The organism is Yoonia sp. (genome assembly GCF_017854565.1).
GTDB lineage: Bacteria > Pseudomonadota > Alphaproteobacteria > Rhodobacterales > Rhodobacteraceae > Yoonia.
This window is the reverse complement of the sequence record NZ_JAFMHJ010000027.1, coordinates 25,882-46,369: the sequence shown is the minus strand read 5'-3', so window position 1 is coordinate 46,369 and position 20,488 is coordinate 25,882. Positions and strand designations below refer to the sequence as shown.

Below are 20,488 nucleotides of genomic sequence, written 5' to 3'. Positions count from 1 at the left end.
GTATGAAAGATCCTAGAGCCGACGTTGGTTTGGATCACTTGAATGGCAACTAAGTCCGCATCTCGGTTGTTCGTGCAGGGTGCAGCGAAGGTCCGGTGTCCGCCCTTCACGTCTGTCATGCGGCCGTTAAGACGTGTTGGACCTCCAGCAATGTATGGCCCGCGCGGTGCTTCACCGGCACGCCCGCGCCTGGTCGCGCAATACGGCATAATCGCTGAGCATCCTGATCACGACCGCACCTTCTGGCAGCGCTTCGATCTCGGCTGCAGCAACGTCTTGATCCGCCACGCTGTATTCCACCACGGGTGGGCAAGTTGGCCGTGGGTCAAAATTGCCCATCGCGCATGCGCTGAGCCAAAGCATCGCGATCAGCGGGGCGGCGGCTGGCAGCGTCCAGCATCTGGCGTTGGACTTCATGGGTTCTCTCCGATGTTGAAAGTCGCTCGGCCAGCCGCCCGGCGCGTTCACCGGCGCGGCGGAGGTTCAGCAGGAACAAGGCGATGGTGAGGGCGGCCAGCAAAAGGCCCAACGCTTTGCGCGCTGGGCCGCTGGCGAGGCTTGCGGTGATCCAACTCATTAGCGCTGGCCCCGTTTCCAGTCATCGATCCGGGCGTGGATGGAGACGGCGATGCCTATCAGTGCCACTGCGATGAACACCCAGCGCAGGGTATCGAGATAGGGCACCAGGGGCAGGATGGCTGTTTGGGTTTCCGCAAGTACGTCTTGCACCACTTCAACACCGGCGGCGCCGACCGTGGCGATGCCTGCGGCCCCGCCGCCTTTCAGGGTGCGGCTGTCGGCGAGCACCTCACGAGCTGGCTGGGTTTCCGGCACAAAGGGCGTGGCGCGGGGAGCGAAGGGTTCGCCCCAGCTGCGTGCGGGGCCGAGGTCGATGTGCATGAAGCTCGAGCGGGGATAGGTGCCGAAGCCGAGGAAACCGACAGCGCGGGCGGCTTCGGCGAACGCCACCGGATCGTGGTTCGACATGGCGATATCAAATGCCGTGCCCTGCATGTGCTTGGAGGCCGGGGCCCCGCCGACGGCGCGGTTGTGGCTGGGGCTGCGATAGCCCGACCGAACGATCAGCGGCTTGCCGAGACGGTTGCGCAGGGATTGCAGCTTATCCATCGCTTCGGTGTTGATCTTGATCGCCCCGGTGCCGCGGCAGGCGATCTCGGCCGGGGAAAAGCTGGACCAGCGCCACGCGCTTTCGGGTACATCGCGGAAATGGGCATAGGTCGTGGTCGGCATGATGGGTCTCCAGAAATGCAAAACCCGCCTCTGGGGCGGGTGGGGAACAGGTTCAGTGGTGGTCTTGGGGGATCGTCAGTCGGTGCGGCCGCGCTGGAACGCCTCGAACATCAGATCGCGCATCGCGCGGATGTCTGTCTCGATGCGCTCCAGCCGGTCGGCGTCGCCTTTGCGGTCTTCAGCGCGCTGGCGGTCCACGCGGTCACGCTCGGCCAGCAACTCCCGGTCCAGCCGGACAAGCATCGCGTCATTGGTGAAAGCGCGGCGCGTGACGGCGGCCAGGAGCGCGATGAAGCCGCCGATCAGTGCGGTGATGGCGGCGGTCAATCCGTTGTCGCGGAAGGCCGCGCCGACCTCCTGCAACAGGGTGGTTCGTTCTGTCATGATGATATCCCTCAATAATCCGTCTCGACGTAGACGCCGGAGCAGTCGTAGGCGACGGCGGCCGCCGTCGCGCCGTTATTCATGTAATTGCGCGGGCTCAGAAGCTGGGTGGCGGCGGGCATGTCACTGGTGACGGTAAACTCGGCGGCCGCGCCGCTGACCTCCTCGACCACCCGCACGCCGATGTCTGATCCGTTCGGGGCTGCTGCGATGTAGAGCGTCAGAACGTTGGTCAGGCTGTTGACCGGGAAGCTCGCGCCCAGATCGATCAGGCTCGGTGCACCGGTGCCATCGTTATGCACCAGCTGCCAGTTGGTGTGGGTGCCGCGCTGGAAGCCGATCCCGATGCAGTTGGCCGTTGCGGCTAACGTCAGCGTGGTGGCCAGTGCCGCAGTCGACCCATAGAGCCCGAAAAAGCCCATGCCGGTGGCCTGCAGCGCGGTCAGCGAGAGGCGGTTGACGTAGTTCCACCCGCCCAAGCCATCGGCATTGCCACGCCAGCAGACCCAGCCTGCGGAGCGTTCTTCGGCCACCGCGTCAGCCGTTGCTGCACTGGTCACGCGCCAACGGCGCATGCTGGTGGAGAGGTTGGTGGTCGCCAGCGTCGGTGTAGCCACGGTGCCGACTGCCGTGCGCGGCATGCCATTGGTGTTGACCGTTGTGCCGGTCGAGGGCGCCCAAGTCGCGATCCGGTTGACCCCGAAATGCGGTTGCAGAGGAAAGAACCGCCCCGAGGGCCGCTGCACATCCAGCCACCCGGCCCCTGCGCGGTCACGGGCATAAACGGCAAGCTTTCCCGCAGGCGGAGGGTCCGGGGCGGCGGGTAGGGCGGGGATCACCAATGGTTCGGGCAGTTCAACCCGGCCCGAGGTCCGGTCGATCCGGATCGCATCAAAGAAGGTCGATCCGTTCGGGCTGACCTTGAAACTGAAATCGTCGTTGCCGAGAAGGCCGATCAGCGCCCGCGCCGAAAACCCGGTCTTGAAGGCGAAGGCCGCATCATTCCCGGCGGCGGCCTTGTTGACGGTGGCCTCGATCCCGGCACCGGCGTTGTTCAGCAGCACCGCAGGGGTATTCATCGACAAACGGTTGTAGCTGTCAGCGGTCGCCCCGCCGAGGCCCAGCAATTGCGCAGTGAGGTTTGCCTGGGGCATGCCGACCTGCGCCACGCTATTCGCGAAGGTGACTATGGGCGTGTTGATCACCGTGGTGCCGCCTGCCCCCGCAATCGCGGACCCGACATTTACCACGGTCGTGGACCCACTCGCACCGCCAGTGCCGAGGTTCAAGGTTTTGGTGACGCCGGTCGTCGTGGCTCCTGTGCCCATGCCGTAGGTGGCGGTTGTCGTCGCCGTGCCGATCGATGCGCTGGCCGCCGAGATTGTGACGGTGCCCGACACCGTCAGTGTGCCGGAGAAGGTCTTGTTGCCGCTGAACGTCTGGGTGCCAGCGAGGATCGCCAGTTCCGACGAGGTGTTCGGCAGCGTGAAGGTGCGGGTTGTCCCGGTGCTGATCCCCGACAGCGAGAATGTCGCCCGCTTTGTCGGATCGGCGGTGTTTACGAGGCTGAAGACGCTGTCAGGAACATCCACCGGTTCGCCAACCGGATCCCAGGCGCTGCCGTTCCAGACCAGAAACATCTGTTCTGCCGCGATCCATGCCAGCCAGCCCGGGCGCGGCACCAGCTGCATCCAGACGCCATCGACCCAGAAGGCCACGTTCAAGTCCCAGCCAGCCCACAGACCTGTCGCCCCAGACGCCACAATATGCCGGTCGCCGTCGGTCGGGCTGGCAGATGGGGCGGTGCGCGTGCGGTCCAGCACTGACAGCTGCACCATGGCGTCCAGCAGGCGCAGCGCCTCGTTGTGGGTGACATGCTTTTGCGCCTGCGATGCCAGGATATAGGGCAGCAGGAGGTGGGTGGTTAAATCGGACATGATTCTGCTTTCAGAAGGTTAGCGTGACGGGTCGCCCAGCGCCTCGGCCGATCAGTGCCGAGAGCTGGTAGATGCGGATTGCAAGAGATTGGCCGGGACCGAGGGGCGCGCCCCAGTCGGCGGTCTGCTGGGCGGCGGTGTAGAGGACGCTGGTCGTGGCAGTCGTCAAGGATCGCTTGACAACTGACCCGTCCAGAATGTCGAGCGCGTAAGCTTCAAAGTCCTCGGCCAAGGGCACATCGCCCGCGCCCCAGGTGTCGGCGGAAAGGGATCGCGACCGACGCGTCCATCGGATCGTCAGATCGCCCGCGCTGCGGGCGGTGCGCCACGGCTGTTCGACATGTGCGACCGAAAACGGCCGCAGCCCAGCGCCCTCGGGCGTGAAGGTTGCGGCAACAAAGGTCTCGTCACTGACCGGCTTGGAAGCTGGGCCGATACGCCAGTTCCATGGCAGACCCAGATCGGCCTCGCTGATGGGCAACGGTGCCACGGTTGTGTCGAGAACAACGACGCGGGCGCCGCTTGCCACCATTCCAGCGACCGCGCCTTCCGTGCCGCGCTGGCCACGCAGCAATCGGGTCAGCTGATAGCGCCCCGGTGCGATAAGTTCTGCAACGCCTGCTTGGACGATCTCCCACTGCCCTGCGCCGGTCTCGACGGCCAGCGCATTGGCCCCACCCAGCAAGGTGATGTCCGTGACGCTTTCCAGCGTGCCGGAATAGAGATCGACCACCAGCGCATTGCCCAGATCGAACCGCGACACCGGCCCGGCAAAGAAGTCGGCCGCCAACACGCCCATGCGCGCTCGCGAGCTGAAGGTGGTCAGCAGGGCAAATCCGTCTGTCGCGGCGCTGCGATAGACGGCGATTTCACCCGGCCATGGCTTTGCATGGGCCGCGACAAAGGGCCGGTGCGCAGGCTGATCCTCGCGCAGCTGCGGCAAGTCCATTAGCACGATGTCTGGTGCGCCGAACACGGTCGGGGTCGACAAGGACGCCGGTCGAGGCTCTCCGGGCGGGAGGTCGTAGACCGCTCGATCCTGGCGCACGGCGTCAATGCTGCGCAGGTCGGAGTCGGCGATGGAGACGAGGCGCATTTCCGTCAGGCGGCCATCGTGGTCGAGCAGGATCACATCGCAGGGATCCAGCGCCAGCCGTGATGGCGGCAGACGAAACACCGCGCTTTCGCGGCCCACCCATGCCTCCATTAGCGCGCGGCGGCAGCGGCGTTCTGCCTCCTCGGGCGGGATCACCATCGGGAAGGCCTCGGATGCGATCCGGGTTGTGTCGACGGTGATGCGCCGGGCTTCGACCTGTGCTGCGTCATAATCCTCGTCGGCGCGGGCAACCTGCCATTTCAGGGCCTGCGGCAGTTCGGTTTCCTGCGCCCGGGTCAGTTCCATCACGTCGCCTTGCGCAGATGATGGTGCCACCATGCTGTCAGGGGTGACGATGGCGCTGGCGATCCGGCCGCGCATCAGGAACTTGATGCGGCCTTCACTCTCGACGGCATCCAAGCCGAAGTGCCGAGCCAGCGTCGAGATCGAGGCACGCGGGGCTTCCAGTGCCGAGATCACATAGCCTTCAACGGCACCCCAAAGGCCGGAGACGTCGATCTGGTCTTCCGGCATTCCTGCGCGCAGGCAAAGGTGGCGCACAAGGGCCGCCAGTGACACAGCACCCAGCCGCCCGGTCAGCCAGTGGCCCAATCGCCAGTTCGGGCCATCGGTCCAGACATCGGTCAGCCCGGGGAAGAACGGATAGGGGCGCGCATCCCATGTCCAAGCGGCGCATTCGGGCACATGCACCATCTGGTTGCCATAGACCGATGACACCGGATTGTTCGCCGCAGCACCCCAGAATAGATAGGTCGCTTCCAGATAGGCCCGCTGGATCGCATCGTCGCGCCAGCCGCGCGAGAAATACGGCGTGAAGCTCTCTGAAGACTTCGGGTCGAAGAAGACGTTCGGCTGGTTGGTGCCACGATCAATCGCCGGGCAGCCCAGTTCGGTAAACCAGATCGGCTTTGACTGCGGCACCCATGCCGTCGGCATCGCGCTCTCCACGCCTCCCGGCCTGTTGAAATGCGGGTTTTGCCACCATGCGCGCAGATCCTTGAAGCGGAAGACCCACGGTTTTGCCGCCGCGCCATCCATGATCGGCGTACGGTTTTGCGCGGTTCGATCAAGGGCGATGGCATAGAACCAGTCGAAGCCTTCCCCGCCGGTGATGTTCGATTGAAGATAGTCCCGGTCGTAGATCGCAGGCGCCAGCGCCGCGTCGGCATGGTCAAACCCGTCTCGCCAGTCTGACAGAGGCATGTAGTTGTCGATGCCGATGAGATCGATGTTGGCATCGGACCACAGGGGATCGAGATGGAAGAAGACGTCTCCCGAGCCATCGGCAGGGTGATGGCCGAAATACTCCGACCAATCGGACGCGTAGCCGATCTTGGGCCCAGCGCCGAGGATCGTTCGGACATCGGCGGCAAGAGCCTTGAAGGCCGTGACGGCGGGATAGGTGCTGCCACCCGAGCGGATCGTGGTCAGACCGGGCATCTCCGAACCGATCAGGAAGGCGTCGACGCCCCCGGCCGCTTTGCAGAGATGCGCATAGTGCAGGATCATCCGGCGCAAGCCCCATTCCCCGATAGGGCCGGTCCAGTCGACGGTTTCGCCGGAAACGGTAAAGTTGGCGGGCGCGGCTGTGCCAAACAGCGCCGCGACCTGCGTGGCAGCGGTCGCGGTCTTGTCCACCGACCCGGAAAAGCCCGCTGCCGGGGAACAGGTGATACGCCCGCGCCAGGGGAAGGTCGGCTGGCCCGAGGTGGAGGCATTGGCGCTGTAGGGGTTCGGCTTGGTATTGCCCGGCGGGACGTCCATCAGGATGAAGGGATAGAAGGTTACGCGCAGTCCGCGATCTTTCATCTCTTGGATCGCCTGCACCACCGCGAAGTCGGCAGGCGTGCCGCCATAGACCGGCCGGTTCTCTGCATCGCGGCTTACCAGAAACGCATCCGCGCGTGCGACACCGTTCACGGACCAGGGGGATGGCGTGGTGGTCTTGGCCGCCACCTCGACGCCCGGCCGCACCTTGCAGTTCCCCGCGCGCAGATCATCCCCAAACCAGGCCACCACAAGACTGACGCTTTCCACGGCAGGGGCCAAGGATTGCAGCCGATCCAGCGCCACCACCATGTCGGCAGTGTCGGTAATTGCGTTCAGGTTCTCGGCAACGGTCGCACCACCAGCGCCAGCGGTCTTCTTGACCGGTGCAGTCGCATAGGTGAATTCGCCTGATGCCGGGATCATCGTCACGGCCTTGACCAGCCCTTCTGCGGTGTCAGGATCCGCGAGGGGCCGGAACACCTCGAAGCTGATCTGTGGCAGGCGGTTGCCGAATGCGCTGAGGTTCAACTCCTCGAAGACGACATAGGCGGTGCCGCGATAGGCGGGCGTGTTGGTCGCCCCCATCTTTGCCGAGATGAACGGATCGGGGGCCTGCGCCTCGTCTCCCGGGTACCAGCGCCAGGTGACGCCCGTCATGTCCATCGGCTTGCCGTCGGCCCAGACGCGGCCGATACCGGTAATTTCGCCCTCGCACAAGGCGACAGCAAAGCTGGCGTAATACAGATATTCGGTGGTGGTGACCTTTGGCCCGCTGCCCTTGCCGCCGCCTTGGCTGGTTGTGTTGACCTCTTCGCGGAAGTCCGTTGCCCAGATGATATTGCCTCCGATGCGCATCCGGCCGAACAGGCGCGGGATGACCGCTCCTTCGGTCGAGGATGTGATGCGCAAGCTGTCCAGCCGCGCGCCCTCGATCCGTTGCGCCGGGGCGAGGGACGAGACGATCCAGTTGTCGACCACCGACCCGATGGTGGAGCCGATGAAGCCGCCAATCGTGAAGGCGCTGACGCCGAGCAAGGTGCCCCCGATAGACCCACCGATTGCAGAGCCAACCGCGCCGAGAACTAATGTCGCCATGTGTGTGGTTTCAGTCTTTTGGGAACAGGAAAGCGAAAGCGATGCGTCGCCGCCAGGATGGGGTCAGCTGTTCCTCGACCACGCCCAGCCGCTCATAGGCATGGATGAAGCGGTCAGGCGAGGTCAGGATCCCGACATGCTTGGCTATGGCGCGCGGGGCCATGCGGAACAGGACCAGCGCGCCGGGAATGACGTCCGTGGGGGCAATTTCCGACATCATCGCCCGTGCGCCTTCGGCCAGCACCTCGCGCGGCCCGGTCTGGCCCCAATCCCGGCTGTACGGTGGGATCGGAAATGGCTCGTCGCCCACCACCGCGCGCCAGACGCCGCGCGCGAGGCCAAGACAATCGCAACCGACACCGCGTAGGCTGGCTTGGTCGTGGTAGGGCGTGCCGAGCCAACTGCGGGCGGTAGCAATAACCAAGGCGGGGTCGGCCACGGCCGCGCGGCGTTTCACAGCACATTTCCTTCATGGCCGCCGTCCTGGCTGGCATAGCGCAGCACGGCGTCTTGGCCGGTGATATTGGGAAAGCCCCGGAAGTTGGCGACATTCGCAAACTTGGCGCTGCAGGTAGCGATCCGCTTGTCGCAGCCTGCCCGCGCGACAAAGCTGTCGCCTTCGGCGATAGCACGCACGGGCGCTTCCAGCAGGGTCAGGCTGGCGATTGCATCAGCAATGCCATGCGCCAAAACTTCAGTGATGCGCCCGGCATTGGCACCACTGGTCCATGTCAGTGTGCCAGAGGTGAACCAACCCGCATCAAACCCGGGCAGCCCGTAGGCCATGAACGCCCTGTCGCGCAAGAGGTCGGTGACAACGCCGGTGCCCTTGTAGATGGCGTTTTCCAAGTCGATGCCGCACCGAATATCGCCAAGTGCAGCATCGCAACCAGCCTGGAACGTGCGACCGACAGTCTGGCCCAGCACATGCGCGAGGCTGCGCACTTCGGCGACAAATGCCATGCGCCCGCGCCGGATTTGTCCAACCGCGCCCCGGCGCAAGAGTACGCGCTGGCTGGTGTCGGCCCAGTTCACCCGCCACAGCTCCACCGCCGCATTGTCCCACCGCCCGTCGAGAATATCGGTTTCTGTGATCCGGTCGGAGGTCAAGACGCCGGTGGCATCCTGCGCATCAACGGCCAAATCGGACCCAGCACGGATTTCCGAGGCGGCGAACCCGCTTTCGGGTTCAAACTCGGTACCATCGAAGCTGAGGGTACGGTCATGATCGGTAAAGCCCAGCGCCATGCCGTCGGCGCGGCTGATCCTCCAGCACCAAGACAAGGTAGTGGTGCCGTCATCGAGATGGGTCTGCAGAGCCGGGGAGAGGGTTTTCATCGGCGGATCTCCAGCAGGGGGATGGAGGTAATCGATCCCAGCCGTTCGAAGTCGAGGGTGACGTCGAGGGTGTCGCTGTCGAAGCGCACCGGCACATCGAATTCGAAGCCAGCGCGCACGATCACGCCGCCCGCTGGGGCGGTGGTGAAGGTGACGACGCCAGTCGTCGTGTCCAGCGTCCAGCCTGATAGCTGCTCCACCATGCCCAGCGCGACGCGGACGGTTCCGGTCACGGGTTTGGTGATGGTCCGCACCCATGTCTGCGCGCCAGACGTGTAGCGTTTTGCAAGCTGGAAGGCCTGCAGGCTTCCGGTCCCGGTGCCGATCTGCTGATCGGTTGGCGCGACCGCCTGCGACGGCAGGGCGGATTTGTAATCGGCCCAGTCCTTGTAGCGAAAGCCGTGCAGGCGGCCGTTGCGGGCTTCGAAGAAGGCGACGACCGCCGCCAGATCATCAGCGCGACGAATGCCATAGGCCACGTCATAGCGGCGGCGCGAGTTGGCCCAGCTGGCGTTGCGCTCTTCATCACCGGAGGCTAGTTCGACCACTTGCGTGCGCCGTTCAGGACCGCCTCGCGCGCCTCGACTGATGTTGTCGGGAAACCGAACCTCGTGAAACGCCATCACATGCCCCTCCGACCGAGGGACACGGCGCGGGCGATATCAGCCGCGACCTGCGTGCGGGATTGCCGGAAGCTTTCGGCGTCGCGGGACATGATCGTAACAGAGATATTCGGAGCTGCGTTCTGTCCCTGGCCATATCCAGCAGCTTCGCGGCGGGATAAAACACGCTCGCCCCGTTGCAAGATCGCGGGGACCTCGTCGGGTTTCAGCCCGGCCCAGCCCCCGGAGTGCATGCGCGGGGCACCGGCGAAAGCCATGGCAGGCACCATCCGGCCGCTACCTGCGACGCCAACGGTGCCGCCGGAATGCAAGATGTTCGCGAACAACCCACCTGCGCCACCAAACGCACCCGACAAGGCATCGGCGATGGGGCCGAGGATAAAGCGCCGCGCGGCCAGTTTGGCCAGATCAGCGATCATCGAAGTGACGAGGCTGCTGAAGTCCAGCTTGCCGGTTTTGATGAAGTCGCCCACCGCGTTCTCTGCGCTCTGGAACGCCCCGACCAGTGTCTGGCCGATATCACCACTGATATTACGAGCCTTGGTGGCATAGTCGGCCAGCGCCGCGGTTACGGCAGCCCAGCCGGTTAAAGCTTGGTCCGCACCCTCGGCGGCTGCTGCCCCAGCTGCGCGCGCGGCGGCTCCGGCACCACCGGCTGCGGTGGCTGTTTCATCAAGTTCGAGGCCGAGCGCATCCGCCGAAGTGGCAGCATCAGCGAGGGCCGTTTCGGCCCCAGTCCCAGAGCTGGTCATCGCGTCGCGCAGCGCCTGCCAACTTGCCAAAGGGCGACCAGCCGCATCGGCCAGCATGCCTGCTGCCTCGCGGTAGCCATCGGCCCGGGCGCTGGCGTCGTCGGCCGCCGCCCCAAGCCCCAGATCAGGCGCATCAACGTATGTTCGCCCCAGAGCCGCGGAGAACGCATCGGCTGCCGCAGCACCGGCCGCCTCGGCCGCACCCGCGAAAGGGTTTTCGATCCCGCCGAGCGTCACCGGATCGAGGGTGCCGATCCGCACGCCGCCTTCGCCTGTCGCCCATTCGGGGAGCAGGTCCAGTGCGGCATTCAGCGTCGTAATGAAGCCATTGATCCGAGTGACGACCCCATTCAGCATCGACTCCACACCGCTGATCAGCCCGTTCGCTGCCTGAAACGCGAAGTCGCCAATGGCACCGGGCAACTGCCCCCAGATCGCCTTCATCGCATCGAATGCGCCCTGGAAGACCGCCACCGAGCGGTCACCAAAGCTGAACACGCCCGTCACTGCACCGTCGAGCGCCGTCAGCGTTGTGGCCTTCATCCCCTCCCAACCTGCTGCCATCCGTGCCAGTGCTGCATCAAGCGCGAGGCCAATGCGGCCCCACACCTCGGAGGCGAGGTCGGAGAGCAAACCCATCGCGTTGCCAAAACCACCGGCACCGGCCACAAGCCGGGTGAACTGATAGACCAGCTCACCCGCGCCAACGATCAGCGCGCCAATGCCTGTGCGGATCAGCGCGCCGCGCAGGACCACCAGCGCTGTGGCGAGGCCCCGCACCGACAGCGCGGCCATGGCCATGCCTGCCACCCAGCGCCCGGCGATGAGGCCCGCGAATGTGGCGGCATAGGTCGTCAGCCGTCCGATATTGTCGAACAGTGCCGTGATCGCGATACCGACCGGCCCGGTGGTGCGCGCGACGGCGGCCAGCGCATTGGCCACAGCCTCAAGCGCGGGTGCCGCCGCCACGGCCAGTTGGTTCGAAACCCCGCGCCAGATCAGCCCCAGGCGGGAAATCGCATCATTGGTCCGCTCGATCTGGTCAGCATCCTGCTCGGAAACCACCACCCCGAAGGCAAGCACGTCCTCTGTCGCCTGGCGTAGTGTCGCCGTGTCGATGCGCGACATGGCGATGGAGCCTTCCTCGCCGAAAAGCTGCCCTGCAACGGCGGCACGCTCGGCGGCGGGCACGAAGTCTTCAATCGCGGCGTTAATCGCACCAACGCGCTGGTCCAGCGGCAGGGCGATCAGGTCGGCGGCCGACAGCCCCAGCCGATCCAGCGCATCGGCGGCTGGGCCGGTCCCAGCGGCAGCCTGGCTCAGCCGCCGCGTCAGATCCTTCGTGGCCTGCTCGATCCCGGACATCGACACACCAGCCAGTTCACCCGCGCGCTCCAGCGTCTGGATCGAGGCGACTGTCGTACCGAGCGACTGCGCCAGCTTGGCCTGCGCATCCACCGTCTGCAGACCAGAACGGATCATCGCGCCGCCTGCCGCCACCAGTGCCGCAGTGGCAGCTGCGGCGGCAAGCGTGGCGCGGCGGGCAAAGGCGGCAACGCGGGTATTCGCGAGGTCCATCTCGGAGGACAGACGCCCGAAGCCCCGCGCGCCCGCCTCGCCGATGCCCTCCAGCTCGGCGCGCACTTGGCGGCCGCCCTCGGCGACGAGGCGGACGGAGACCCGTTTTTCAGCCATCACGGCTTCCTTCCATCTGTTCGTTTACTTTGCGCACCATCACGGCCTCGATCTCGGGCAGCAGTTCGGCGGCGATCAGGGTGTCGATGCCCAGCGCCTGTGCGAGGGCCAAGGCCGCGCCCATGTCCCAGCCCAAGACAGCGCCGGGGATAACCCGCAGCTGGCCACCAAGGCGGCCGACCAGATCCCAGACCTGCCAGCCGTCCTGCGTTTGTGGCCGGTTCAGTCTTGTAGGGCAGTCCGGGCACGGCCCCGGGCAGGCGGCGCAGTAACGATCGCCCCCGCCGAAGGACCAGTCGGCGAGAGCGCGGAGACGTTTTTTTCCGCGTCCAGGATCAAGCCGCGCGCGACGTATTGGGTCTGGAACGCCTCAAAAACCGGCCAGATTTCCAGCAGGGCGTTGATGCCTTCGGGTGTGACCGGCAGCAGATTGCCAGAGTCATCGCCAACGCCCTCCCAATCCAGCACAGCGCGCCGTGCGACGGCCTTGGCCATGGCGAGCGCCAGTTCCTCGGTTGTGGCGGTGTCCGGCATAGCTTCAATGGCGGGATCGGCGCGGGCTGATACCATCAGCGCTGTGGTGAGAGGCGCCACCAGCAAACGCAGGCCAGGGGCGAGGTCCAACCATTCAGGGGTGGCGGTCAGGTTCAGTCGGATCATGATCAGTATCCTGTGAGGGTGTTGATAAGGACGGCGGTGCACATGCGGGCGGGGCTGGTGGCCTTAGCGGCCTGCCAGTCAAAGCTGGCCTGCACGCCTTGCGGCCCGGCGATCTCGATCCGGGGGCGGGGCAGATAGACCGCATGGGCTGTGAAGGTGAAACTCGCATTGGCCCCTAGGCTGTAGTTGAACTCCAGCTCGCAGGGGCTGCCATCGATGGCCTGGGTCACCAGCGTTGTGTCGGAAAACCGCACCTCGATCCGGCCGGTGAGCGCCGCCATTGTCGGGTCGGCCCCATCGATGCGGCCATCACCACGGATGGTCTCGATCCGGTCTAGGTTGTTGGAATAGGTGATCTCGGCGGAGACTACGTTGCCCAAGGCCGTGCCGTTGCGTTTGACCGTGCCGTTGAAATGGCCGAAGCGTTGCAGGCCCAGCGCCGTGGGCGTGCCAGCGGCTGTGGCTGCGGCGATGGTTTCGCCTTGGGCGACAAGCCGTGCAGTGGCGGTCAGAAGGCCGGATCGCTGCATCTGCCAGGACAGCTGATCCAGCACACAGCCGGAATACATCGCGAAGCGGGGCACCTCGGGCATCGCCGTTTCGATGGCCATGCTGGGCAGGGTCCAGTTGCCCGACTGGAAGGTGTGGGTCTTCGGCGTCGTGCCGGTCGTGACCGGCTGGCCGAAGGCCGCTTTCAGCCAGAACCCGAAAGCCTCGACGTCGATGGGGATCACTACCTCGCCATCGGCGGTGACCGCATCTTTGATCGGAGCAAGGGGATCGCGGCCATATCCGAGCAGTTCGGACTCCAGCAGCGGCTGTTCCGACCCGAGCGTCGCCCGGGCGAAGGGCATCAGCCGGAACCCACTCACCGGCGGGGTGCCGTAAACTGTCTCATACGCAAGCGCCATCTGCGCCCGCGCGCCTTGCGCACGTGCCATTGGGATCTCCTTTTGTGGGGGTGTCAGGCCAAGGGGCCGGTTGTGGTGTAATGCAAAACGACGGTGATCACCGCCGCCTTCAGCGCAGCCGCACCCTCGATGGGCAGATCGACCGAGACCGGGGCTTCGGGTTCAACCCAGTCGCAGAGGCCACCGAGGGTGCAGTCGGCTTCCAGTGCCGTTCCGATATCGGCGATCAGGGTGTCAAAGGTGCTGGCCCGGCCGGTTCCGGCTTGGATAACGACCTCCAGCTCGGCGCGGTGCTGGTAATGGTAGCGCAAGGGCGACAGCGTCACCTCCGGCTCGCCCGGCTGGCCGTCGCGCACGATGATAAGCCCCGCCGCTGGGATGCGCTCGGGCAGAACCTCGTCACGCAGGGTAAGCGCGGCAAGCGGCTGCAGCCGCGCGTGCAGCGCGGCGAGGACGAGTTCGCGGGTGGTGGGCATTTGGGGTCCCTAAGTTTGCGGCTTAAGTAAGGTTGGCCTAAAGCCCTGAGCGGACGGTCAAGCCAGATGCAACTGCCGCTGGCATAATCGCTCGTAGCTGGCAATACTGCGGTCCAAATGGCCAAGGCGAAAGGGCATTGAGGAGATGCAGAGTTACGAAATGCTTATCACGCGGCTTGACCGCGCCGTGTTCGAAGAAGCGCTTAACATGCAGTCGGGCTACGTCCTGGATTTTTCAGATCGCACTTTTGGGGATTTCTTCTGCACTGAGGTCGGTGTCGATCCTGATGCCCCGCCCGGATCGTCGTTATTTTCAGCCTATGGCACGTCGAAAGCCAAGCGCCTGCGGTCGTTTATAGCAAGCGCGCAACCTCACCTTGTCGCGCGTGCGCTGCGTGCGCTCTGGGAGTACCGGGAGAACAACATCCTGGGCAGCAGCGGACCGCGCGAGGATCGGTTGAAAGAAGTCTATTTCAAGATAGTTGGCAAGTTCGAAGGGGAAGAGCACGTAATTGATTCAACGGGAATCGAAGCATTCGAGGCAGATGAAACCCTTCAAGAATTAGTCGCTGCGATCCGTAGGGATTTAGACGCTGGCCGTCCAAATTCTGGATTGGACCGACTGCATACCTATTGCATGAAGCGCTTCGCTTCTTTGGTAGTCAAACACGGCGGGGAGCCCTGCGGCGAAAATGACGCGCTGCACGCCAGAGTGGGGAAATATGCCAAGGCGCTGAAAGCATCACGAAACCTCACGGAGATGTCGGACCGGATCATCAAGAGTTCCATTTCCACTTTCGAGTCGATGAACGACATTCGGAACAACAAGTCCTTTGCACACGACAAAGAAACCCTTGTCCCGATGGATGAAGCGAAGTTCATCTATGACAGCGTGACCGCCCTGCTACGTTTCATCAAAACGATGGATGCTCAAAAATTTGAGGATTGATGCAGATGGCACACGCGGGCTTGAGTGTCCGCTCCGTCCCCATGGCAGACATCAGGCCAGCTTCCCGTCAATCCACCCCGCCACGATAAGCCCCGGCACGCCATCCACCGCGCGATCTGCATCGCGCGCCAGATTGAGCCGCTTGCGCAGCTTGACCTGAGGGACCAGCAGGAAGATCGGCACGGTTGCGACGCCGCGCCCGGTTTTCGACTTCGATGCCACCGCCCGGCCTTTCGAATTCAGCCGCCCCTCCGCAACCAAGAGGCTCGGTCCCGTGCGGCGATAGATGAACCGCAAGCGCAACCCGGTGCGGCGTTCCCATTCGCCCGGGGTGATGCGACCGCCCCTGGTGCTCTTGCCTGCCGCTGGCGTAGGGATCGCCAGCCAGAACCCGTCCTTGGACCGGATCAGCGGGCCAGTGTCATGCGCGCCGATGATGACCGGGGCATTTGACCAGACCAGCGCCGCCGCGTTCAGACTGTCGCCGGATTTCGGGAAGCTGGCGAGGCGGATGCTGTTGCCAAGCCGGGTGCCCAGCCCAGCGCCGGTGATCTGGCTGCGCCACGCGGATTTCAGGGAAGTGCCTGCCTCGCGCATTGCCGCGGAGACAGCTTTTTCACCGGCGGCAATCTCCGCCTGCATCAGGGCTACGATATCTGGGTTGAACTGGACCTTCAGCTTCATGCTGGCTGCAGGTCCAGTGACCAGACAAGCCGTTCACGGTCGCGCGTGGGCTCGCCCTGAATGGTGAAGCTGTTAGTAGCGATGACGATCAGATCGCCCGCTCGCGGTTCAGGCAGGTCGGAGACGCGGACGTCTACCATAGTGGTGTCGCTGACAAATCGCCCAGCGCCAAACTCGGTGATGCGGTCCGGGGCGAGGCGGATGACGCGGATGAGGCGTTCCTCCGATGTGGTGGTAGAAATCCAGACAGCGGCCGCCGCCATGGATGGGTTGGCGAAGATCCGGTCCATGGCGGCGGCGAAGACGGTCATGGCGAGTCAGTTCGAGGTGTGAATGCGGATCGCGATGCGCGGCCGCTTGTTCACCGGCAGGATCGAGGCCTCGGTCATAAGGTCGATCCAGCGCCCCTTTTCGTCGAGGTGCTGGCGCGCATAGAGTGGCAGACCCATCGTATTCGCTGCCTCCAGCAGGTTGGCCGGGCCGCCGTAAGTGGTGAAGGTGTCCATGGTTCCCAGCGGGAAGGCGATGCCCTCGCTGGCGGGCACCAGCCGTTCGGTCGCCTTGGTGGAAAGCGTGACGGTGCCAGAATACTCTTCGAACACGATCCCAGCGAAGGGGAAGTTGCGGCGCACGTCCTGGCGCAGGGGCTGCGCGCCGGTCGCGGCGTAGAACTTGTAGGCTTCCTCGGTCTTGGGGTGCGCGATCAGTTTGTCGAAGAATTCGCGGCTGACGAGGGCATGCACATCACTCATGCTTTCGCCGAGCAGGTTGTCTTCCATCGACCGCAAGACCTCGCGCACCTTGCCCTGCACATTGGTGCCTGCCGTGCCCAAGACAAAATCCACCGAGATTTGCGCCAGACCAAACTCGGTGAAATAGTTGTAAAGCGTGGTGCCAGCGCCGTCTTTGACGATGCCGCGCAGGGCGTTCATCTCCATGTATTCCCGCGTCTGGGCGTGCTTGCGCCGCATCAGCTGCAGCTTGCGGTTCATAACCTCGACCAGCGGGTCGGCGCCATCGAAGACGCCCAGCGCGGGTTGGCCCTGAATGTCACCGGGCAGAATCACGTCATCATGCGGGATCCAGGGCAGGACGAAGGACCGCATCGAGCGGCCTTCGCGGGTGCCCACGGTGGCCGTGCCGCCCAGTGGCACGGAGGGCAGCAGGTTCAGCACGCCCTCATATTGCTCGATGATCACCGACCGCTGGGTGACGCCCTCGAAGCGGAAGAGGCCGATCTGGCCAAGGCGGGTGTAAAGGTTGGGCAGGATATTGATGGCCTGCGTCATCTCGGCCAGCGAATAGCCGCCAGCGTCAAAGGGATTGCGAACGATGGTCATGGGGTGCTCCGGGGGAATGAGAGGGTTTGACGTCAGACGCCGTCGCGGGCGATGATGCCGACAGCGGCAAGCTGGCCGATCTTGGTGGTGATTTTCGCGCCGTCATCGACGGTGGCGTCATAAGCGAGGCCAGCGCGCGACACGATCGAGGGGCCGCGCGCGACGACAATGCCCACGGCATCGGCCAGTGTGGCATCGACGGCGTAAAGCAGGACGGCACTCGCTGTCTGCGCGCCGTCGCTGCCGCCACTGGTGGCCAGCTTGTATTTGCCGCTGGCGGTGATGCGGCCCAGGACCGCGCCGACCGGATAGGGCATTCCGGCAAGCAGGGTGATCACTTCACGGGTGTAGTTCGGGTTGACCTCATATTTGAGGACATCGCCCATGCTGGGCGGTTCCGTCAGGACGGGCATTGGTCAGTCTCCATGGTGTGGGGGAGGGATAGGGGCGCTGGTTCAGCGCTTGGCGTCGGTCGCGGCCTTCTTGGCGGCCGCGATGATCGGGCTGTCTTTGGCGGCAGCTGCGGCCGGGGCGGTGGCGATGATGCCAGCCGCATCGCTGCGGGCGGCGAGATCGGCCAGCACCCGAGCGCGCAGGGCCTCGGGCTTCAGGCCTTTCGTGACCGCATCGGCGGCGTCGATGGTCACTCCGAGCCGGGCAGCCTGCGCGCAAACCTGCGCCACCTCGGCCGCCTCGGCGCGAATGGCATCTGCGGTCATGGTGGTGGTGACGAGCGCTGCCGCGTTTGCGGGCGCTTCGGCCGGGACGGGTGCGACCGCGACCGCAGGCATTGCCGCAGGAGGAGCGGCAACTTCCGCCGGGGTCGGGGTTTCTGTGGGCGTGGTCATCTGTGGACCCTTTCTGCTGGGGGACGTTGTGCCGCGAGGCGCGGCGGCGAAGGTGCGGAAGGCTGTGACAGGATCGGCAAGGTCGTCGGCCAGACCGGCGGCGATGGCGTCGGCCCCGCGGAACACGGCAGCTTCGGTGGCCAAAGCTGCGGCATGGGTCAGCCGATCACCGCGACCGGCCGAGACAGTTTCAGCGAAGAGGAAGCGGGCCACTTCCAGCTCGCGTTGCATCTGGTCGTGGATGGCGTCGGGCAGGGGCTGATACGGGTTCGCATCGACCTTGTGCGCCCCGGCATGGATCAGCGTGACGGCGATGCCCTTTTGATCGAGGGCCCCGCTCATGTCGGTATGCAGCGCGACAACCCCGATGCTGCCGACAGCGCCGGTGCGCGGGAGGATTATCCGGTCGGCCTGGGACGCGAGGACATAGCCAGCCGACAGGGCATGTTCGGCGACAAAAGCGTGGATGGGTTTCTGCGACCGGGCGGCACGGATGCGATCCGCCAGATCGAAAGCCCCGGCCACCTCGCCACCGAAGCTGTCGATGTCCAGCGCGATGCCGCGCACGCCAGGATCGGCCAATGCGGCCTGCAACTGGGCGGCGATCCCCTCATAGGACGTCAGGCCGGAGGACTGCCCGATCCATGCACCCCGGTGCACAAGTGTGCCCGAGATTTCGATGACGGCGATACCATCGACCACCGCGAAGGGCTGGCCACCGTTGCGTTGGTGGCGCTGGGCGAGATCATTGCCAAAGAGCGAGGCGCGGGCCGGAAGGGCGGCCGTGGTTTGGTCGAGCTGCTCGACACCAAACCCTTGGAAGGTGATGTCTTGCCCGGTGATGCGCGGCCCCAGCCCGGACAGGAAGGCCAGTGCCTTGGCCGGATCGACCATCAGGGGCGTGTTGAAGGCGCGCTGGGCGATCTGGGCGTGATGCATCATGCGTCCTCCTTTGGGTCGGACTTCTCGTCAGAGTCTTCTGGCGCGTCGTCATTGGATTTGTCGTCCTGCTCGGTGTCGTCCTTGCCCTTGGCCCCACCCGGCCCTTGCGCTGGGGATCCCGGACGGCGGAAGTCGAGGCCCAGCGTCGCTTCGCGTTTGCGCTCGGCGGCGATTTCTCGATCCACCTGTTCGGCGTCGTAGCCACGCTCTGCCAAGGCTTGGGTGCGCGATTTCAGGCCCGCTTCGATTTGCAGGATCTCTGCGGACGCGTCCTTCATCGGGTCAATCCAGTCCCATTTCGTCGGCAGCCAGGCGCAGGCCTGATATTGGCGGCGCTGGCTGTCATAACCGGGCAGGTCCAACGCCCCCGACAGCACCGCGACATCCATCCAGCGGACCCAGACGGCGCGGCAAAGCTGGAACACCAGCACGCCGTGCTGCCAGGCTGATATCCGACGGCGAAATTCGATCAGTGAGATGCGGGTGTTCGAGAAGTTGCCCTTGGCCGTGTCGCCGGTCAGATAGCCATAGGGCACTCCCAGCGCGGCGGCGATCTGCAGCAGGGTCCGATATTGGAACGGCTCATAGGTGCCACCGGAGTCTGGCGTCGCGGGCGTCGAGATATCCTCGCCCGGATCCAGCCGCACCACCTGACCCGGCTCAACTTCTAGATCCTCGTCGGTCGGGTCCAGCGGCGTTTCGGGAGCGGGCGAGGTGATGAACATTGCGAACATCGCCGCGATTTTCTTCCGCTCCAGCTCTGCGTCGTCGTAGAGGTCCAGCGTGAACAGTTTCACGATGGCGGCGGCGAACCGCGACACGCCGCGCAACTGGCCAGCCTCGACCGGGTCGAGGACATGGATCACATCACCAGCTGGAACGCGCACCGTTTCCCCAGCCAGTCCCGGATCGGTCAGATCGCCAGGATGGCGGCGCAAGAAGTGATAGGCGACGCGGCGGCCAATGCCATCAAACTCGATGCCCTGACGGATCAGCCCCGCGCCGGGCAGGGTGCGGTTCATGTCGAGGGGCAGCATTTCTGCGGGCAACATCTGCAATTGCAGCGGCACGGTCAGACCGTCCTCTGCCCGGCGCGGCCGGATGCGAATGAACACCTCACCTGACAAGAACACCTCCCGGGCGGCGCGGCGTTGCAAGCCGTAGAAATCGGTCAGGCCTTCCGCGTCGGCATCATCGGTCCATGCCAGCCACAGCGCCTGCAGCTCTTCCTTCTTGGCCGCATCCGCGATGGAACTGGACGGCTTGATGCCGTCGCCCACCACATTGCTGGCGAAGCTTTCCACGGCATTCGCAGCATAGCCGTTGTTGCGGACCAGCCAGCGCGCCCGGGCGGTGATCGTGTCGCCCGAGGCAGCGATCAGCGTGTTCACATGGGCGCGGCTGGCCCGGAACCCGCGTAGGCGACGGTGGGCCTGCGCCGCATCGAAGCCCCCGATGATCGAGCCAATGCGCTGGCGAAAGGCATCGAACGCCATGGATCACAGGCCCTTCGAGGCCACGGTGCCCCAGCGCCGACGACGCGGAGTGCCGTTCGTGGCCGTGGCAATCCGTGTTTCCAGATCGCTGATGGCATTCGCGAGTTCCGCGTCCGAGCCATAGTTGATTGATTTGCCGTCATAGCTGACCGAGCGGACGCCCGCGTAACGAGCCTCCTGAAGTGCTGCCAACAGGGCGCGCATCCGTTCCAGATCCATC

The 20,488-nt window shown here is 64.9% G+C and carries 22 protein-coding genes; 1 reads left to right on the top strand and 21 read right to left on the bottom strand.

Features of this window, described 5'->3' with window-relative positions; translation table 11 throughout:
- Window positions 1-171: 171 nt before the first annotated feature.
- The 14 genes from QZ196_RS17585 to QZ196_RS11670 form a co-directional block, all read right to left on the bottom strand.
- A complete protein-coding gene (locus QZ196_RS17585; protein WP_366510973.1) occupies window positions 172-303 on the bottom strand; it encodes a hypothetical protein in 132 nt (43 codons plus the stop codon).
- Window positions 304-325: 22 nt separating this feature from the next.
- Window positions 326-577, bottom strand: coding sequence for a hypothetical protein (locus tag QZ196_RS11730; protein ID WP_296426615.1), 252 nt, complete (start codon window positions 575-577; stop codon window positions 326-328).
- A complete protein-coding gene (locus QZ196_RS11725; protein WP_296426613.1) occupies window positions 577-1,251 on the bottom strand; it encodes a D-Ala-D-Ala carboxypeptidase family metallohydrolase in 675 nt (224 codons plus the stop codon). The genes QZ196_RS11730 and QZ196_RS11725 overlap by 1 nt, the downstream gene beginning before the upstream one ends.
- Window positions 1,252-1,326: 75 nt before the next feature.
- Complete coding sequence (locus QZ196_RS11720; RefSeq protein ID WP_296426612.1) at window positions 1,327-1,635, bottom strand: hypothetical protein; 309 nt, start codon at window positions 1,633-1,635, stop codon at window positions 1,327-1,329.
- Window positions 1,636-1,646: 11 nt separating this feature from the next.
- The gene (locus tag QZ196_RS11715; protein ID WP_296426611.1) at window positions 1,647-3,572 is read right to left on the bottom strand and encodes a DUF2793 domain-containing protein; all 1,926 of its coding nucleotides are present in this window, start codon (window positions 3,570-3,572) and stop codon (window positions 1,647-1,649) included.
- A 10-nt stretch (window positions 3,573-3,582) separates the two neighbouring features.
- Window positions 3,583-7,554 (bottom strand): glycoside hydrolase TIM-barrel-like domain-containing protein, encoded by a 3,972-nt coding sequence (locus QZ196_RS11710; RefSeq protein ID WP_296426609.1) that lies wholly within the window; start codon window positions 7,552-7,554, stop codon window positions 3,583-3,585.
- A 10-nt stretch (window positions 7,555-7,564) separates the two neighbouring features.
- Entirely contained in the window at window positions 7,565-8,011 is a 447-nt protein-coding gene (locus tag QZ196_RS11705) for an NlpC/P60 family protein (protein ID WP_296426607.1), read from the bottom strand.
- Window positions 8,008-8,892 carry a DUF2163 domain-containing protein gene (locus QZ196_RS11700; protein ID WP_296426605.1) on the bottom strand — a complete coding sequence of 295 codons (885 nt, stop codon included), beginning with the start codon at window positions 8,890-8,892 and terminating at the stop codon, window positions 8,008-8,010. The genes QZ196_RS11705 and QZ196_RS11700 overlap by 4 nt, the downstream gene beginning before the upstream one ends.
- A complete protein-coding gene (locus QZ196_RS11695) occupies window positions 8,889-9,515 on the bottom strand; it encodes a DUF2460 domain-containing protein (protein ID WP_296426603.1) in 627 nt (208 codons plus the stop codon). Before QZ196_RS11695 ends, QZ196_RS11700 begins: the two co-directional genes overlap by 4 nt.
- Window positions 9,515-11,962, bottom strand: a complete 2,448-nt coding sequence (locus QZ196_RS11690) for a phage tail tape measure C-terminal domain-containing protein (RefSeq protein WP_296426602.1) — start codon at window positions 11,960-11,962, stop codon at window positions 9,515-9,517. Before QZ196_RS11690 ends, QZ196_RS11695 begins: the two co-directional genes overlap by 1 nt.
- The gene (locus QZ196_RS11685; protein ID WP_296426601.1) at window positions 11,955-12,098 is read right to left on the bottom strand and encodes a hypothetical protein; all 144 of its coding nucleotides are present in this window, start codon (window positions 12,096-12,098) and stop codon (window positions 11,955-11,957) included. The genes QZ196_RS11690 and QZ196_RS11685 overlap by 8 nt, the downstream gene beginning before the upstream one ends.
- A gap of 86 nt (window positions 12,099-12,184) precedes the next feature.
- Window positions 12,185-12,622, bottom strand: a complete 438-nt coding sequence (locus QZ196_RS11680; RefSeq protein WP_296426599.1) for a hypothetical protein — start codon at window positions 12,620-12,622, stop codon at window positions 12,185-12,187.
- Window positions 12,623-12,624: 2 nt separating this feature from the next.
- The gene (locus QZ196_RS11675; protein WP_296426597.1) at window positions 12,625-13,563 is read right to left on the bottom strand and encodes a phage tail tube protein; all 939 of its coding nucleotides are present in this window, start codon (window positions 13,561-13,563) and stop codon (window positions 12,625-12,627) included.
- A 23-nt stretch (window positions 13,564-13,586) separates the two neighbouring features.
- Window positions 13,587-14,009, bottom strand: a complete 423-nt coding sequence (locus tag QZ196_RS11670) for an acyl-CoA transferase (RefSeq protein ID WP_296426596.1) — start codon at window positions 14,007-14,009, stop codon at window positions 13,587-13,589.
- A gap of 145 nt (window positions 14,010-14,154) precedes the next feature.
- Between QZ196_RS11670 and QZ196_RS11665 the strand changes: the two genes are divergently transcribed.
- Window positions 14,155-14,958, top strand: a complete 804-nt coding sequence (locus QZ196_RS11665; protein ID WP_296426594.1) for an abortive infection family protein — start codon at window positions 14,155-14,157, stop codon at window positions 14,956-14,958.
- Between the two features lie 51 nt (window positions 14,959-15,009).
- Here QZ196_RS11665 and QZ196_RS11660 read toward each other — a convergent pair whose 3' ends face one another.
- From QZ196_RS11660 to QZ196_RS11630, 7 genes are read right to left on the bottom strand one after another with little or no spacing between them, the layout of a single operon-like run.
- Window positions 15,010-15,642, bottom strand: a complete 633-nt coding sequence (locus tag QZ196_RS11660; RefSeq protein WP_296426591.1) for a DUF6441 family protein — start codon at window positions 15,640-15,642, stop codon at window positions 15,010-15,012.
- Complete coding sequence (locus QZ196_RS11655) at window positions 15,639-15,953, bottom strand: hypothetical protein (protein WP_296426590.1); 315 nt, start codon at window positions 15,951-15,953, stop codon at window positions 15,639-15,641. Before QZ196_RS11655 ends, QZ196_RS11660 begins: the two co-directional genes overlap by 4 nt.
- A 6-nt stretch (window positions 15,954-15,959) precedes the next feature.
- Window positions 15,960-16,982 (bottom strand): major capsid protein, encoded by a 1,023-nt coding sequence (locus QZ196_RS11650; protein ID WP_296426588.1) that lies wholly within the window; start codon window positions 16,980-16,982, stop codon window positions 15,960-15,962.
- 32 nt (window positions 16,983-17,014) lie between these two features.
- Window positions 17,015-17,395 carry a head decoration protein gene (locus QZ196_RS11645; RefSeq protein ID WP_296426586.1) on the bottom strand — a complete coding sequence of 127 codons (381 nt, stop codon included), beginning with the start codon at window positions 17,393-17,395 and terminating at the stop codon, window positions 17,015-17,017.
- A 42-nt stretch (window positions 17,396-17,437) separates the two neighbouring features.
- A complete protein-coding gene (locus QZ196_RS11640) occupies window positions 17,438-18,769 on the bottom strand; it encodes a S49 family peptidase (protein ID WP_296426619.1) in 1,332 nt (443 codons plus the stop codon).
- Complete coding sequence (locus QZ196_RS11635) at window positions 18,769-20,268, bottom strand: phage portal protein (RefSeq protein ID WP_296426584.1); 1,500 nt, start codon at window positions 20,266-20,268, stop codon at window positions 18,769-18,771. The genes QZ196_RS11640 and QZ196_RS11635 overlap by 1 nt, the downstream gene beginning before the upstream one ends.
- Before the next feature lie 3 nt (window positions 20,269-20,271).
- Window positions 20,272-20,487 (bottom strand): hypothetical protein, encoded by a 216-nt coding sequence (locus QZ196_RS11630; protein ID WP_296426582.1) that lies wholly within the window; start codon window positions 20,485-20,487, stop codon window positions 20,272-20,274.
- Between the last annotated feature and the right edge of the window lies 1 nt (window position 20,488).

What these genes read in the sequence shown, in the direction of transcription:
- QZ196_RS11630 (WP_296426582.1), bottom strand. Translation starts at nt 20,487, where the DNA reads ATGGATCTGGAACGGATGCGCGCCCTGTTGGCAGCACTTCAGGAGGCT.
- QZ196_RS11650 (WP_296426588.1), bottom strand. Translation starts at nt 16,982, where the DNA reads ATGACCATCGTTCGCAATCCCTTTGACGCTGGCGGCTATTCGCTGGCC.
- QZ196_RS11695 (WP_296426603.1), bottom strand. Translation starts at nt 9,515, where the DNA reads ATGGCGTTTCACGAGGTTCGGTTTCCCGACAACATCAGTCGAGGCGCG.
- QZ196_RS11710 (WP_296426609.1), bottom strand. Translation starts at nt 7,554, where the DNA reads ATGGCGACATTAGTTCTCGGCGCGGTTGGCTCTGCAATCGGTGGGTCT.
- QZ196_RS11725 (WP_296426613.1), bottom strand. Translation starts at nt 1,251, where the DNA reads ATGCCGACCACGACCTATGCCCATTTCCGCGATGTACCCGAAAGCGCG.
- QZ196_RS11715 (WP_296426611.1), bottom strand. Translation starts at nt 3,572, where the DNA reads ATGTCCGATTTAACCACCCACCTCCTGCTGCCCTATATCCTGGCATCG.
- QZ196_RS11675 (WP_296426597.1), bottom strand. Translation starts at nt 13,563, where the DNA reads ATGGCACGTGCGCAAGGCGCGCGGGCGCAGATGGCGCTTGCGTATGAG.
- QZ196_RS11665 (WP_296426594.1), top strand. Translation starts at nt 14,155, where the DNA reads ATGCAGAGTTACGAAATGCTTATCACGCGGCTTGACCGCGCCGTGTTC.
- QZ196_RS11640 (WP_296426619.1), bottom strand. Translation starts at nt 18,769, where the DNA reads ATGCATCACGCCCAGATCGCCCAGCGCGCCTTCAACACGCCCCTGATG.
- QZ196_RS11655 (WP_296426590.1), bottom strand. Translation starts at nt 15,953, where the DNA reads ATGACCGTCTTCGCCGCCGCCATGGACCGGATCTTCGCCAACCCATCC.
- QZ196_RS11635 (WP_296426584.1), bottom strand. Translation starts at nt 20,268, where the DNA reads ATGGCGTTCGATGCCTTTCGCCAGCGCATTGGCTCGATCATCGGGGGC.
- QZ196_RS11660 (WP_296426591.1), bottom strand. Translation starts at nt 15,642, where the DNA reads ATGAAGCTGAAGGTCCAGTTCAACCCAGATATCGTAGCCCTGATGCAG.
- QZ196_RS11730 (WP_296426615.1), bottom strand. Translation starts at nt 577, where the DNA reads ATGAGTTGGATCACCGCAAGCCTCGCCAGCGGCCCAGCGCGCAAAGCG.
- QZ196_RS11700 (WP_296426605.1), bottom strand. Translation starts at nt 8,892, where the DNA reads ATGAAAACCCTCTCCCCGGCTCTGCAGACCCATCTCGATGACGGCACC.
- QZ196_RS11645 (WP_296426586.1), bottom strand. Translation starts at nt 17,395, where the DNA reads ATGCCCGTCCTGACGGAACCGCCCAGCATGGGCGATGTCCTCAAATAT.
- QZ196_RS11680 (WP_296426599.1), bottom strand. Translation starts at nt 12,622, where the DNA reads ATGATCCGACTGAACCTGACCGCCACCCCTGAATGGTTGGACCTCGCC.
- QZ196_RS11670 (WP_296426596.1), bottom strand. Translation starts at nt 14,009, where the DNA reads ATGCCCACCACCCGCGAACTCGTCCTCGCCGCGCTGCACGCGCGGCTG.
- QZ196_RS11690 (WP_296426602.1), bottom strand. Translation starts at nt 11,962, where the DNA reads ATGGCTGAAAAACGGGTCTCCGTCCGCCTCGTCGCCGAGGGCGGCCGC.
- QZ196_RS11720 (WP_296426612.1), bottom strand. Translation starts at nt 1,635, where the DNA reads ATGACAGAACGAACCACCCTGTTGCAGGAGGTCGGCGCGGCCTTCCGC.